We start from the raw sequence: 12543 nt of genomic DNA on the forward strand, positions 1-12543 counted from the left end.
AACTCTAATTTACTATTGGAAGTTCAATTATAAAATTAGCACCTTTAGCTCTTTCCTCAAGATATATTTTTCCTCCATGTTTTTCTACAATAGCAAGGCTTACTGCCAGGCCAAGGCCTGTGCCTTTGCCAGGAGGTTTAGTTGTAAAAAATGGTTCAAAGATTCTGGAGGCAATTTCCTTAGGAATTCCAGGCCCGGTATCCTCAAAGGAGATTAATATGTGGTTATCCTGCTTGAAGGTCCTGATTGTTAAAACCCTTTCCTGGGAATTTTCCATAGCTTGAAGGGCATTTAAAAGTATATTGAGAAAAACCTGTTCCATTTTTTCTTTGTCAATAATAATCTCAGGAAGCTCTGGGTCAAGAGATTTGATTACCTTGATTTGATACTTTTCCAGAAGGTATGAGCTTAATTCTAATAGATTTTCAAGTAAAGTGTTAATAGAGGACTTTTCGGGATTTAGTTCGGTAACTCTCGAAAAATTTAGGAGATCTCTGAGAAGCCTCTGAATTTTAAGGAGACCTTGCTCTATGAGATTTAAATAGAGATTCCTGTCTTCTACTCTTAAATTCCCCTTTTTTAACTGGTTAAGCATCAAAAGTATTCCAGATAAAGGATTATTGATTTCATGGGCAAGTCCAGCCGAGAGCTGGCCTATAGCTGCCATTTTCTCTGTAAGAATAAATCTTTCTTCCATTTTCTTTTTTTCTGTTATATCTGCAAGCGTCTGGACAACTTTTATGACCTCTCTTTCCTGATTAAATACAGGGTAGAAGGAGATCTCAAAGATTCTACCTTCTCCGTCCTCTATAATCTCTTTAAATTCTTTTTTTTCACTAAAGACCCGATTGAGGAGCTCCCGCTGACACTTTTTATAAGGACTTTCCAGAAAGGCCTGATTGAAGATTTCTGGTTGACAATCTTTATTAAGTAAGACAATGGGGTAGGTTATACTTTCAAAAAGGGTCTCTAAGGTTTTTAAATTTTCCTGTAAGGCCCTTTGAGAAAAATAAAGGTGATGCGAAAGCTCGTTAAAGGACTCAATTAATTCACCTATTTCATCAGTCCTTTGAAGGCTAAGCTTAGTATTAAGTTGAATCTGGCGACCCTTTATAGCTTTAAAGTGCTCATTCATTCTTTTTAAGGGTTTTAAAATTAGGGTATAAAAAACCCCCTCCAGGGTTAAAAGAAAAAAAACTGCTGAAATAAGACTCAGTATGAAAAGAGAGAAGACCAAATTTTTGACCTCTAAGGTAGCCTCCCTTATGGGGTATTTAATTAGTTCTATACCCATAAGATCGCCTTCTTTCCATGGAAAGTCTTTCTTTAGGTTATAGAGTTTTACAAGACTTTGAGGTGCAGAATTAATTGCTCCGTGGCATAAAAGACAGGTTTTTTCTGCATAAATTGGCTTAACAATAACAACATATTCCTCTTTTTGCCATTTAAAAAGCCCCTGCCATTTCTCTTTAGGGAGATCCTTAGTAATCTTACTAAGAAGGTTATTATGAAACTCCTGAAAGGCATTTTCAGGATTGATAGGATTAAAAGAGACCCTTTCAAATTCAACCTCTGGAAAAGTTTCCCTAAAATAACTAATTACTCGCTTGCGGACATGTGTTGTTGACATGGCCTCAAGGATGAAGGCATCTTTATAGCCATGGGCTTTTAGAGTTTTTAACATAACTGGTCTTAAATCGTCTTTTACATATCTTCCCAGAGCATCTATTTGGGTTAAAACCATTTGCATCTTTTCAAAGGAAGATTTAATTAGACTGTCTTTGAGGTAAAAGTAAAGCAAAAAGGTCAAAGAGCCAATAAAGAGAAAAATTATGAAGAGAAGGATTAAGAGGAACCTTGTGGAAAGGGATAGTTTTTTAAACATAATGGTCCTCTTTACATCTGAAAAAGATTGTTTATATTTAATTTCAATATATGAGTTTAGGAGGTTTGTGATGAAAATCAAGGGAAAAATTGGTCTTTTCTTTCTGTTAACTTTTATAATTATAGCCTTAGCCCTTCCTCTTTCAGCAGGATCAGTAAATTTTTCTTTTAATACTTACGATGGAAAGAGATACAAGCTCTCTGATTTTAATGGAAAATATATTTTATTAAATCTTTTTGCCAGTTATTGCCCGCCCTGTATGGTTGAATTGAAGGTCTTTCAAAAGCTTAATGAGACCTGTGGTCAAAGAGGGCTTCAGATTATTTCATTAATGATTGATCAGGAGGGAGCCTCTCTTCTTCCCAAAATTGTCTCCTCAAGAAACCTGACCTATCCTGTAGGTTTGGCTAATTCAGAGATTCTTAAAATCTTCAGTGATTTTTCTATTACCCCCACTACCTATCTTCTTGACCCTAAGGGGCAGAGGATTGAAAAGTTTGTAGGCTATCATAGTTATAAAGAATGGGTAGAAAGTCTTACTAAATATGTGAAGTGTAACTAAGGGAGGATCTCAAGAGAAGGAGGTCCTTCTGTAACCTCCCCCACAAGATATAAGCTATAAAAACCTTTTTCTATGGCCCTTTTTTCAAAAAATTCTTTTTTCTCCCTTGGGCAGGCAAGAAGTATTCCTCCTGAGGTCTGGGCATCAGCCAGAATAAATTTTTCTGCCGCTCCTATCTGAGGGTGAAATTTGACAAGAGTTTCACAATAATTAAGATTATCATAATCTCCCTCAGGGATTATCCCCTGTTTAACAAAATGGAGGGCCTCCTTGAGGTATGGAATTCTTTTGAAGTAAAAGATGAGTTTTTTTTCACTTGCGCTTGCCATCTCAAGGGCATGTCCAATAAGGCCAAAGCCGGTTATGTCTGTGGCAGTAGTTAGCCCTACCTCAAGCATTAATTCAGAGGGAACTTTATTTAGTTCTGTCATAAGCTCAATTATTTTTTGATAAATTGGGGATTCTTCATTAAAAAACCCTCCCTTAAAGGCTGTGGCAAGAATACCTGTTCCAAGAGGTTTAGTAAGATAGAGGAGGTCTCCAGCCCTGGCTCCTTTGGTAGTAATAATCTTTTCTGGATGGGCAATCCCTACTACAGCAAGGCCATATTTTGGTTCAGGATCATCTACACTATGCCCCCCTACGAGAAGGGCTCCTGCTTCTTTAATTTTAGAAAGGCCCCCTTCAAGAATCCTTTTAAGTATTTCCCGGGGAAGACCTTTCTTTGGAAAGGAGATAAGATTTAAGGCAAGTAAAGGCCTTCCCCCTGTTACATAGATATCTGAAAGAGAATTAGTGGCAGCAATCTGGCCGAAAACATAGGGGTCATTCACAAGGGGAGTAAAAAAATCAGCGCTAAAGACTAAAGCGATATCAGGTGAGAGTCTGAAGATGGCTGCATCTGCTCCGTGTTCAAAACTTTGAAGAAGATCAGGATGCTCTGGAAGGGGGAGCTCCTTTAAGATCTCCGCAAGAAACTCCTGCGGAAGTTTAGCTGCTCAACCAGAGGCCTTAACCATTTGAGTAAGTTTAATCTCTTGCACATTCACTTGGATCACCTTTGATTTTGGAGACTCCATGCTCTATAATCCCTATAAGGCTGGGCATAATTTCTTTTAAGGCTCTGGGGCTTCCCGGGAGATTAATAATAAGGGTCTTCTTTCTTAGGCCTGAGAGACCTCTACTTAAAGCAGCTCGGGGAGTTTTGGAAAAACTTATGTATCTTATATATTCAGCTATCCCTGGGATTTCTTTATCTAAAATATCCTTAGTTGCCTCCGGGGTTACATCCCTGGGATGAACTCCTGTTCCCCCGGTAGTGAGGATAAGATCAAGCTCAAAATCATCACACCAGCTCTTAAGTAAGGCTATAATTTTATCTTTTTCATCAGGAAGAATCTGATAAAAGCAAACCTCCCAGCCCCTTTCTTCAAGAAATTTTTTTAAATATTCTCCGGAGAGATCTTCTCTTTCTCTCTTTGCGCCTTTATCACTTAAGGTAAGGATCCCACATCTCATTCTTCTTGAGATTTTGCTCCTGCCGAGGCAATCACCTTTTCAGCAACAAAGGGAGGTGCCTCCTCATAATGGGAAAATCTGCTAATAAAATAACCCCTTCCACCTGTTAATCCATTGAGAGTTACAACATATTCAAGCATTTCGGCAAGAGGGGCCTGAGCTCTAATTTTAGTCCTTTTACCTTCTTTTTCAAGGTTGAGAACTCTTCCTCTTCTTGAATTCAGGTCTCCGATGACATCACCTACAGTTTCATCAGGCACAAAGATCTCAAGTTCAATAATGGGTTCAAGGAGAGTGGGACTGGCTTGCTCTAAGGCCTTTTTAAAGCACTGTATAGCAGCAAGTTTAAAGGCAAGGTCTGAGGAATCAACCTCATGAGATTTTCCATCATAAAACTGAACCTTTACATCCACCACAGGAAATCCTGCAAGCACTCCTTTTTCCATGGCCTCTCTGACCCCTTTTTCCACAGCAGGCACATAATTACGGGGAACATTCATTCCTGTAAGGGTCTCCAGGAACTCAAAACCTCTCCCCCTTTCCAGGGGGAAGACATTGAAGTGCACCTCTGCAAACTGGCCTCTTCCACCGCTTTGTTTTTTGTGGCGATAGATTACCCCTTGAACAGGTTTTTTAATGGTTTCTCTGTAAGGAACTCGGGGAAGGCTGGTTTTGACCTTTACTCCGTATTTTTCTCTCAATTTTTCAATGGTTTTTTCTATATGGATACTTCCAAGCCCGGAGATAAGAAGCTCCCGTGTTTCTTCGTCCCGATAAAAGTTTAGAGAAGGGTCCTCCTCTTTAATTTTACTGATGGCGGAGCTTATTTTATCTTCGTCTGCCCGGGTTTCAGGATGAAGGGCAAGGGTAAACATGGGTGTTGGCATCTCCGGGACCGGTAAAGCCTCTTTTAGAGGCTCTGTTGAAAAGGTATCCCCGGTTTTAAGGGCATCAACCTTTGCAAATACTATTATATCTCCTTCCTTAGCCTCTTTCACTGCCTCAAGGCTATCTCCACGGGGTAGAAAGATTTGGGTGTATTTTTCTTCTTTGCCCTGAGAGGTAATCAATTTGCTATCAGCCTTAAAGGATCCTTTAAAGATGCGCCCGAAGGAGAGCTTGCCAGCATAAGGGTCATAAATGGTTTTAAAGGTTAAACCGAATCCTGCATTGGTGTTTATTAAGGGGAAGGACCTCTCTGGATAGAATTCAAGAATTTTATTAAAAAAAACACCTACCCCCAACCCACTATATGCCGAGCCAATAAAAATTGGTATCATTTTTTGATTTTGAAGATTTATCTTTATTCCTTCAATCAGCTCATCCTTTGTTAAAAGGCCTTCTTCAAGATATTTTTCAATAAATTCGTCTTTGGCCTCAGCAGATACCTCAAGAAGCTGGTCTGATAAAGTTTGAGTCTTGTGGTCAAACATTTCTGGAATTTTTTCATAATTAATCTTCAGATTCTCTTCTATTATTTTCTTTTTCTCCACAAGGTCAACGAGAAAAAGGGGCTGTGTGGTATTAAAACCATATACCACAGGTATTTGTAATATCTCAAGCATATCCTGAAGATCACAGATGGTTTGAGCCCACTGGGTCTTTTCTGCATCAATTTTGTTTATAAAGTTTATTAGAGGAAGCTTTATCTCCTTAGCCATTTCAAAGATGCGATAGATGTAATACTTAACTGGAACAGTTGAATCCACAACCAGCACTCCGAGGTCAGAAACGCTCATGGCCCATTTTAATTCTGCAATAAAGTTTTCTTCCCCTGGGGTGTCAATAAAATAAAAGGGGATGTCTTTAAAAAAGGCGCCATAAACCTTAATTGAGGAGGTAGGGCCTGGAGAAGAATTTTTAATTTTTCCCCCCATTTTAGTGATAAGCCCTTCAATTAAAAGGGTCTTTCCGCTTTCTGAGGCTCCTAAAAAGGTTATAACTTTACCCTTCATTTTGACCTCCTTCTGCTAAATTTTAAATTAATATTATTTATAAAAATCCCTAAAAAAGCAAGAGAAAATTTCAAGGCCCCTTACATAGGTTCTGATCCTTAGTAGTAAAAAAATTTCTTAAATCTCAAAAAATATGGGCTCATAAGCTATCTTGAAAACCATTTAAATTCTGGCAAAATACCTCTATGTCAAAGAAGAAACCTCCTGTTCCCTATGACCTTTTTGCCAAGGCCTTCCTCAAAGACCCTGAAAACTTAAAAGGCTTCCTCTCAACCTTCCTCCCTGATCACATTAAAACTCATCTTGACCTTGACTCCCTTAAAATCATCCCTGAAGAACAAGTTTCTCTCTCAAGAAAAAAGCGAGAAATCCCGGACCTTGTTGCTGAGGTTAATCTCCTTAGTGAAGGGCAACCTTCAACCAAAGCCCATCTCTACATCCTTATTGAGCACAAAAGTGCACCTGATAAAAGGATTTACCTTCAGATTTTAAATTACATAACGGCATTAAATGAAAAGTCTTTCAAGGAGGGGAAGGGGTATGTGCCTGTTTTACCTCTTGTATTCTATGAAGGGGATAAGCCCTGGGGGTATCCTGAAAGGATAGAGGAGATATTTTCAGTGCCAGAGGGGTTAAAGGGAGAACTTTTTAAGGTTCATGTGGTAGATTTAAAGAGGGTAGAGGATGAGAAGATATTGGAGGTATTTGATATTTTAGCAGGGCTTGGGTGTTATCTTTATTTAATAAAGGCGGAAGCAGGTAATTTTGAAGAGATGATAGATATGGTGGTAAGAGCGGTAAATAGGTTAATTGCGATAGGGGAGAAGGGGAGGTGGGAGATAGGGTTTTTAATTACGATATCTGAAATAAAGTTTAGGGTTGACGGGGAGGTAATCTGGTTTAATATATTAGATAGGTGTGGAGAAGAGGGGGTAAAGATGGAATTAAAGAGCTTTTGGGATAGAGTGGGAGAGAAATTTTATCAGAAGGGGAAATATCAGGGGTTAATTGAGGAGGCAAGGGAGCTTGTGCTTGAGGCCATAGAGGTGAAGCTTGGGTATGTGCCTGAGGAAGTGAGGGAGAGGGTGGTAAGAGAGGAGGATAGAGGAGTTCTCAAGGAGTGGCTGAGGAAAATAATTCTTGCGAAGAATTCTGAAGATATCTTTCAACTTTTTGAAAATTGATAATTTCATTATTTATTTAACCTATCTAACTTTATCAACTGTTATGGCTTTATTAGAAATTTATTAAAATTTTAAACTCCTTCAACAAAATCATTTATTCAATTAAAATTAAAAGACGCTATTGAATATTTCAAAAATAAGGATAGGGGTGCATAAGTTGAGATCTTTACATAAAAATAGGTGGAAATAGGTTAGAGGTGAGAAGTAGCAGAAAAAATCATCTTGAGTCACAAAAGATATGGACGCTAACAAGGCCTTGTCTTTTATGCTCAGGGCTATATAATTAAAATACATAAAAAGGAGGAAACTATGAAAAAGTCAGTATTATTAATGGCTCTTATCTTTTTACCAACCTTAGGGTTTGCCTCAAATGGAGAAGAGATTTTTAAAACTAAGGGGTGTGGTGGTTGCCACTCTAAAGAATATGACTCTTTTGCCCCATCCTTAAAGACTATTTCTAAAAGTTATTACAAGAAAAATCAGGAGTTGAAAGATTATTTACAGGGAAAAAAGCCTGGCCTTATCAAAGGTGAGCCTAAGACCATGAAAGGTTTTATTAATATTACTAAAAAACTTAGTGAAAAAGATCTCTCCGCCCTTATAGAGTATTTACTTTCCTTTTAGTATCTCGTGATTTATGAAGATCTTCTCTCTTTTTGGATAGCCTTCTTCCTGTGGGAACTCATTCCCTCTTCTTTTTCATGGGAGTTCTCTCCTTATTTAAAAATTTTGCTCTTTATAAGTAAAGAGCTTTTCTTTTGCCTAAGTTTAATTTTTATTGCCCGAAGGGCAGGTTCAGGTAACGAGAGGAGTTATTTTTATGTAGAAAAAATTTTTCTCCTTTTTTCATTTATTTTCTATAGTTTTGATCTTGCCTTTTTTGGACTTAAAAAATTCCTGAGTCCCTATTATTTTTCTGTATTTCCAGCTCTTTTCTGGTTTTTTCATTATTATATCCTGATAAAAATTGCATTTTATCGGTTTCGTATAGGGTATTTTAGGATTCTTCTTGGACTAATTTTACCCTTTTTGATTTTAATTTTCATGGAGGAGGTCCTTGATTTTTTTAAGATTTCCTTCCCTGGGCAATTTTTTCTGCTCTTACTGGGTGTAATCTCTCTTTCTCCCTATCTTGTTATCAAAATTTGGCCAGTTAAAAGGCTTCCTGATGGGCCTTTGAGAGAAGTTATAGATAAATTTTTAAGGCAAGAGAGATTAAATCTCAGAGATTATTATATATTACCCCCTTTGGGACCCAGATTTTATACCGCAGGTGTCCTTGGATTTATACCACCTTTCAGGTATCTCTTTTTTTCATCAGGAATCCTTGAGATTATGGATTTAAAGGAGATTTTAGGAATTTTAGCCCATGAAGCTGGGCACTTAAGAAAAAGACATGGCCTGTATCTTCTTTTAGTGCTTTTGACCTTTCCCATTTTTATTTTAAATGCCTTCTATCTTTTTTTATTTACTTTTCTTATTTTATTTGATGATTTAAACGGGCTGGATAAGTTTTTGCAGGGGCCCTATGCTATTTTTTTTGATATTGCGCTTATTATTTTTTTTCTGAGTTTGGCTATATCCTTTTTTAGGATAATATTTGCCTATTTTCTTCGTTCTCTGGAACGGGAGGCAGATTTATATGCCCTTTCAAGACTTAAAGATCCCGAACCTATGACCTCTGCTTTTTATAAACTTGGAGAAATTACAGGGCAACTTTTCAGAAAATCATGGCATCATTATGGTCTCATGGAGCGAATCCTCTATTTAAATTATGCCTTTCAGAGGCCTGATCTTATTAAGGCCCATTCGGTAAAATTAAGGAGAAGACTTCTTCTCTGGATTCTTATGAATGTAATTATCGTTGCCTTTTTTACCTATCTTGGAGCAGATATCTTTGAAAGAATCTTGAAAATTTTTTTCCCTTGAGTAAGTTTAAAAAATAATGCTAAGACCACCTTATCAGAAATATGAGACCTTTTATATTTATGGTTTTAGGGATGGGCATCCAGCCCTAAGGGTATTGGATGACCCTGATCTTATCGGATATTGGGAGGAAGATGGCATTGGAGTGCTTTTTTTCCATAAGCCAAAGGATGCCCTGGTTCAGGAGCTGATCAATCAATTTAATCTTACTCTTGAAATTAAAGACGAGGTTCCCTATACCCAGTGGAACGAAAGGCGGATACCACAGCCCTTTGAAGTAGGGCCTTTTAAGATTGCTCCTCTCTGGTATGAGGGAAAATGGGATCTTATCTTTGATCCCAGTGTAGTCTTTGGTGAAGGAACTCATCCCACAACCACCCTTATGCTTCATTCAAGCTGGAATTTTTATAAACTTTACGGTCTTCCCGAAAGTATTCTTGATCTTGGATGTGGATCGGGAATCCTTACCCTTTTCTGGGCAAAATTGGGAGGAAAGATTAGGGCAATAGATATAAATCCCCTCTGTGTGAAAGTTACTCAAAAGAATCTTTCCCTGAATGGCCTTCAAGCGCAAGTTCAAGAAGGTGATGTAAGAGAATTTAAAGATTTTGCCTGTGATCTTCTTTTAGCCAATCTTTATAAAGGATTACTTCTTGATCAATTTAAAAGAGAGGAATTTTTTTCAGCTAAATATTATCTTTTATCAGGATTTACCATAGGAATGGAAGAGGAAATAATAGATGGCTTAGAGGAAAAACCAGTGAGGCTTTTAGAACGAAAACAAATAGAAAACTGGGTCTGTTATCTTTTATGTCGGATCTAATTTTAACTGTTGATGTGGGAAATACGGCTACAACCTGTGGTATCTTTGAGGATGAGGGGCTTTTGAGGGCTCTTTTTAGTTTTAAAACAGAGTATGTGGTTTCTCCAGAAGAGCTTTTAATAAAGGTAAATGAGTTCTTAAGTTTATTTGGGATAAAAATCAAAGATATTAAGGGACTTAGTCTTGCCTGTGTTGTTCCTCCGGTTGAGGTTTACTGGGTGGAGCTGGGTAAAAAATGGTTAGCCAGAGAGGTAGTGGTTGCCTCAGCTAAGACCGTTGGTATCCCTTTAGATCTTCATTATTCCGCAGAGGTAGGAGCAGATAGATTAGTAAATGCCTTAGGAGGCTGGATTAAATATAAGAGCTCCCTTATCATTGTTGATTTTGGCACGGCTATTACCTTTGACTGTATATCCTCTGAGGGAGTTTATTTAGGAGGAGCTATCTCTCCCGGGTTAACACTTTCCATGGAGGCCCTTTTTAAAGGCACAGCTAAGCTTCCAAGGATTGATTTGAGTAGCCCCCCAGAAAAGGCTATCGGAAAGGACACTATATCAGCCCTTAAAAGTGGGCTTCTTTTTGGTTTTGCAGGTCTTACGGATACAATGATTGAAAAGCTTACAGCTGAGATGCTAAGTAATCCTTTAGTGATAGCAACAGGAGGACTTGCCTCTTTCATAGCTCCCCTTTCTAAAAAGATTCAAAAGATTGACCCTACCCTTACCTTAGATGGTCTTTTTTATTTATGGAAGAATCGTTAAGTATTGCCATAATTCAGCCCTCAAGCCCGCCTGATAGAGAGCCCTTTGAAAGAGGTTTAGAAGTTTTAAAGAAGTGGAAGATTCACTTTAAAAGTTATGTGGATTTTGTAGAGGCCCAAGCCTCTCAAAAGGCCTTTCTCCTCTATGAGCTTATGACCTCTTTTAAGTTCACCCATCTCTGGGCTGTAAGAGGAGGTAGTGGGGCTATTAAGCTTTTGCCTTATTTAGATGAGTTCTTTGGAGCTAAAGCCTTTCCAGTTGAATATCTTCCTAAGCTTATTGGATTTTCCGATATTACAACTTTGCACCTTTATTTTTGGAAAAAATTTAAAAAGGTTGGGCTTCATGCTCCCATGGTTGTTAATCTTCCTGAGCTTGAAAAGAAAAGTCTTAAATGTCTTAAAAAGATATTATTAGAAGACGCTGAGGCCTTTAAAATTTTCGGATTGGCCTATAGGAAAGGGTATTCTGAAGGGGTGCTTATTGGTGGCAATCTTTCCATTTTGGCAAGTCTTTGTGGAACTCCTTATTTTCCTTATGAAGAGGAGATTATCCTCTTTATTGAGGAGACTAATGAAAAACTTTATCGGATGGAAAGGGCTTTTTTGCAGATTCTTTATAGCCTTCCAAAAGGTGCGTTAAAAGGAGTTGTGCTGGGAGACCTTGGAGAGGTAAAGGCTGAGGATTTTTTAAAGGAGATGGAGGAATTTATTCCTGAGCATATTCCAGTTGGCTATGGCTTTCCCTTTGGACATACCTCTGTAAATATACCTTTGCCTATTGGCAGAAGGGCCTGTCTCAAGATCAGTAATAAGCGTGCAGAGTTATGTTTTGATGGAGGGCCTTTTTAAAAACTTTAAAGAGATTTTCAGGATCAAGACAGGGTCTTTCTGAACAGGTCTTTGGAAAACAGGGTCTACAGGATAGGGGAAGAAATATCAGATGTGAGGTCTCTCCAAGGGGTGAAAAGATAACCTCATCAGTTGGTCCATAAAAAAGGAAAGATTTGATCCCCAGATAAGAGGCAAGGTGAGAGATTCCACTATCATTCCCTATGAAAAGACCTGCCCTTTTAAGAAAAGAAGCTATTTCTAATATGTTAAAACTTCTGAATAGATTTTTCTTTTTGGAAAAAAGCCAGTCCTCAGCTTCTCCTGCAAGGTAAATTACCGTAAACCCGAGATTTACTAAGTATGCCTCAATTTTTTCAAAAAGCTCTAAGGGAGGATTCTTTTTGGGAGAGCCTGAACCCGGGTGAAGCACGGCTAAATTTTTATCCCCTGGCTCATCCTCAAAAATAGGTAGCTTCCTTGAAAAATTAAAAGGAAGGCCAAGGCTCTTAAGATAATAATAAGTAATGGGTATCCTACTTTCTGGAAAGGGATTAAGATTGCCTCTACAGGAGATGAGGATTTTTTCTTGATACCTGGATAAATCAAGAGAAGACAAAAATTCGGAACTATAGATTTTATCAGCCCATCCACAGAGATAAGCAAGTTCTAAATAGTCTCTATTTCCCACAAAGTGCACCTCAAAGCCTTTCCTTTTTAGGACTTCAGCTACAGGAAAGGTTAGAAGAGTATCTCCAAGCCCTCCTCGCCTGTAAAGTAAAACCCTGTTCATTTTAAAAAAGCTTAACAGCTCCTCCTGTAGCTCCCCCTAATACCTCATTTAATTTTCTAAAGGAATTTATTTTACCTTCTCCTCCTTTTTATTGTCAATTTTTCCCCGAAAATATTCCCTTTTTTCTCTAAATATGCTCTCTCAAGCATTTTTTCTGATATCTCCATATCTTTCTATAAAGCTCCTTACCCACTCTTTCCTTTGAAATAAGCTTTGCGAAAGAACTAAGCTTGTAAATTTAAGAGGGGCGAAATAGATAGTTTTTTTGTGAAGGTTCAAGAGAGGCGCTGAGATTTTTTATATGAA

Annotated in this window: 12 protein-coding genes; 7 read left to right on the top strand and 5 right to left on the bottom strand. The window is 38.0% G+C overall.

Features of this window, described 5'->3' with window-relative positions:
* Positions 1 to 4: 4 nt before the first annotated feature.
* Positions 5 to 1885, bottom strand: coding sequence for a c-type heme family protein (locus THC_RS07465; RefSeq protein ID WP_068515553.1), 1881 nt, complete (start codon positions 1883 to 1885; stop codon positions 5 to 7).
* Between the two features lie 70 nt (positions 1886 to 1955).
* Between THC_RS07465 and THC_RS07470 the strand changes: the two genes are divergently transcribed.
* Positions 1956 to 2447 carry a TlpA family protein disulfide reductase gene (locus THC_RS07470; RefSeq protein WP_167344337.1) on the top strand — a complete coding sequence of 164 codons (492 nt, stop codon included), beginning with the start codon at positions 1956 to 1958 and terminating at the stop codon, positions 2445 to 2447.
* Here the strand turns inward: THC_RS07470 and selD are convergent.
* From selD to THC_RS07485, 3 genes are read right to left on the bottom strand one after another with little or no spacing between them, the layout of a single operon-like run.
* Positions 2444 to 3490: a selenide, water dikinase SelD gene (selD, locus tag THC_RS07475; RefSeq protein WP_082706449.1), complete on the bottom strand. Its 1047-nt coding sequence runs from the start codon at positions 3488 to 3490 to the stop codon at positions 2444 to 2446. The genes THC_RS07470 and selD overlap by 4 nt on opposite strands.
* Positions 3477 to 3965, bottom strand: coding sequence for a MogA/MoaB family molybdenum cofactor biosynthesis protein (locus THC_RS07480; RefSeq protein WP_068515559.1), 489 nt, complete (start codon positions 3963 to 3965; stop codon positions 3477 to 3479). Before THC_RS07480 ends, selD begins: the two co-directional genes overlap by 14 nt.
* On the bottom strand, positions 3962 to 5920 hold the full coding sequence (locus tag THC_RS07485; protein WP_068515561.1) for an elongation factor G: 1959 nt from the start codon (positions 5918 to 5920) through the stop codon (positions 3962 to 3964). The genes THC_RS07480 and THC_RS07485 overlap by 4 nt, the downstream gene beginning before the upstream one ends.
* Positions 5921 to 6105: 185 nt before the next feature.
* Here THC_RS07485 and THC_RS07490 point away from each other — a divergent pair, with 185 nt between their 5' ends.
* The 6 genes from THC_RS07490 (at position 6106) to THC_RS07515 (ending at position 11465) form a co-directional block, all read left to right on the top strand.
* Positions 6106 to 7104: an Rpn family recombination-promoting nuclease/putative transposase gene (locus THC_RS07490; protein WP_068515564.1), complete on the top strand. Its 999-nt coding sequence runs from the start codon at positions 6106 to 6108 to the stop codon at positions 7102 to 7104.
* Between the two features lie 309 nt (positions 7105 to 7413).
* Positions 7414 to 7728, top strand: a complete 315-nt coding sequence (locus tag THC_RS07495; RefSeq protein ID WP_068515567.1) for a c-type cytochrome — start codon at positions 7414 to 7416, stop codon at positions 7726 to 7728.
* Between the two features lie 6 nt (positions 7729 to 7734).
* Positions 7735 to 9033, top strand: coding sequence for a M48 family metallopeptidase (locus tag THC_RS07500; RefSeq protein ID WP_068515570.1), 1299 nt, complete (start codon positions 7735 to 7737; stop codon positions 9031 to 9033).
* Between the two features lie 16 nt (positions 9034 to 9049).
* Positions 9050 to 9853 (top strand): 50S ribosomal protein L11 methyltransferase, encoded by an 804-nt coding sequence (locus THC_RS07505; RefSeq protein WP_068515572.1) that lies wholly within the window; start codon positions 9050 to 9052, stop codon positions 9851 to 9853.
* Positions 9841 to 10614, top strand: a complete 774-nt coding sequence (locus THC_RS07510; protein ID WP_068515576.1) for a type III pantothenate kinase — start codon at positions 9841 to 9843, stop codon at positions 10612 to 10614. Before THC_RS07505 ends, THC_RS07510 begins: the two co-directional genes overlap by 13 nt.
* Positions 10599 to 11465: an LD-carboxypeptidase gene (locus THC_RS07515; RefSeq protein ID WP_068515578.1), complete on the top strand. Its 867-nt coding sequence runs from the start codon at positions 10599 to 10601 to the stop codon at positions 11463 to 11465. The genes THC_RS07510 and THC_RS07515 overlap by 16 nt, the downstream gene beginning before the upstream one ends.
* On the opposite strand, the gene THC_RS07520 is transcribed toward THC_RS07515, so the two are convergent.
* Positions 11419 to 12237 carry a glycosyltransferase family 9 protein gene (locus THC_RS07520; protein ID WP_068515582.1) on the bottom strand — a complete coding sequence of 273 codons (819 nt, stop codon included), beginning with the start codon at positions 12235 to 12237 and terminating at the stop codon, positions 11419 to 11421. The genes THC_RS07515 and THC_RS07520 overlap by 47 nt on opposite strands.
* Between the last annotated feature and the right edge of the window lie 306 nt (positions 12238 to 12543).

Source organism: Caldimicrobium thiodismutans (genome assembly GCF_001548275.1).
GTDB lineage: Bacteria > Desulfobacterota > Thermodesulfobacteria > Thermodesulfobacteriales > Thermodesulfobacteriaceae > Caldimicrobium > Caldimicrobium thiodismutans.

What these genes read in the sequence shown, in the direction of transcription:
- THC_RS07510 (WP_068515576.1), top strand. Translation starts at nt 9,841, where the DNA reads ATGTCGGATCTAATTTTAACTGTTGATGTGGGAAATACGGCTACAACC.
- THC_RS07505 (WP_068515572.1), top strand. Translation starts at nt 9,050, where the DNA reads ATGCTAAGACCACCTTATCAGAAATATGAGACCTTTTATATTTATGGT.
- THC_RS07495 (WP_068515567.1), top strand. Translation starts at nt 7,414, where the DNA reads ATGAAAAAGTCAGTATTATTAATGGCTCTTATCTTTTTACCAACCTTA.
- THC_RS07470 (WP_167344337.1), top strand. Translation starts at nt 1,956, where the DNA reads ATGAAAATCAAGGGAAAAATTGGTCTTTTCTTTCTGTTAACTTTTATA.
- THC_RS07520 (WP_068515582.1), bottom strand. Translation starts at nt 12,237, where the DNA reads ATGAACAGGGTTTTACTTTACAGGCGAGGAGGGCTTGGAGATACTCTT.
- THC_RS07515 (WP_068515578.1), top strand. Translation starts at nt 10,599, where the DNA reads ATGGAAGAATCGTTAAGTATTGCCATAATTCAGCCCTCAAGCCCGCCT.
- THC_RS07485 (WP_068515561.1), bottom strand. Translation starts at nt 5,920, where the DNA reads ATGAAGGGTAAAGTTATAACCTTTTTAGGAGCCTCAGAAAGCGGAAAG.
- THC_RS07465 (WP_068515553.1), bottom strand. Translation starts at nt 1,885, where the DNA reads ATGTTTAAAAAACTATCCCTTTCCACAAGGTTCCTCTTAATCCTTCTC.
- THC_RS07480 (WP_068515559.1), bottom strand. Translation starts at nt 3,965, where the DNA reads ATGAGATGTGGGATCCTTACCTTAAGTGATAAAGGCGCAAAGAGAGAA.
- THC_RS07490 (WP_068515564.1), top strand. Translation starts at nt 6,106, where the DNA reads ATGTCAAAGAAGAAACCTCCTGTTCCCTATGACCTTTTTGCCAAGGCC.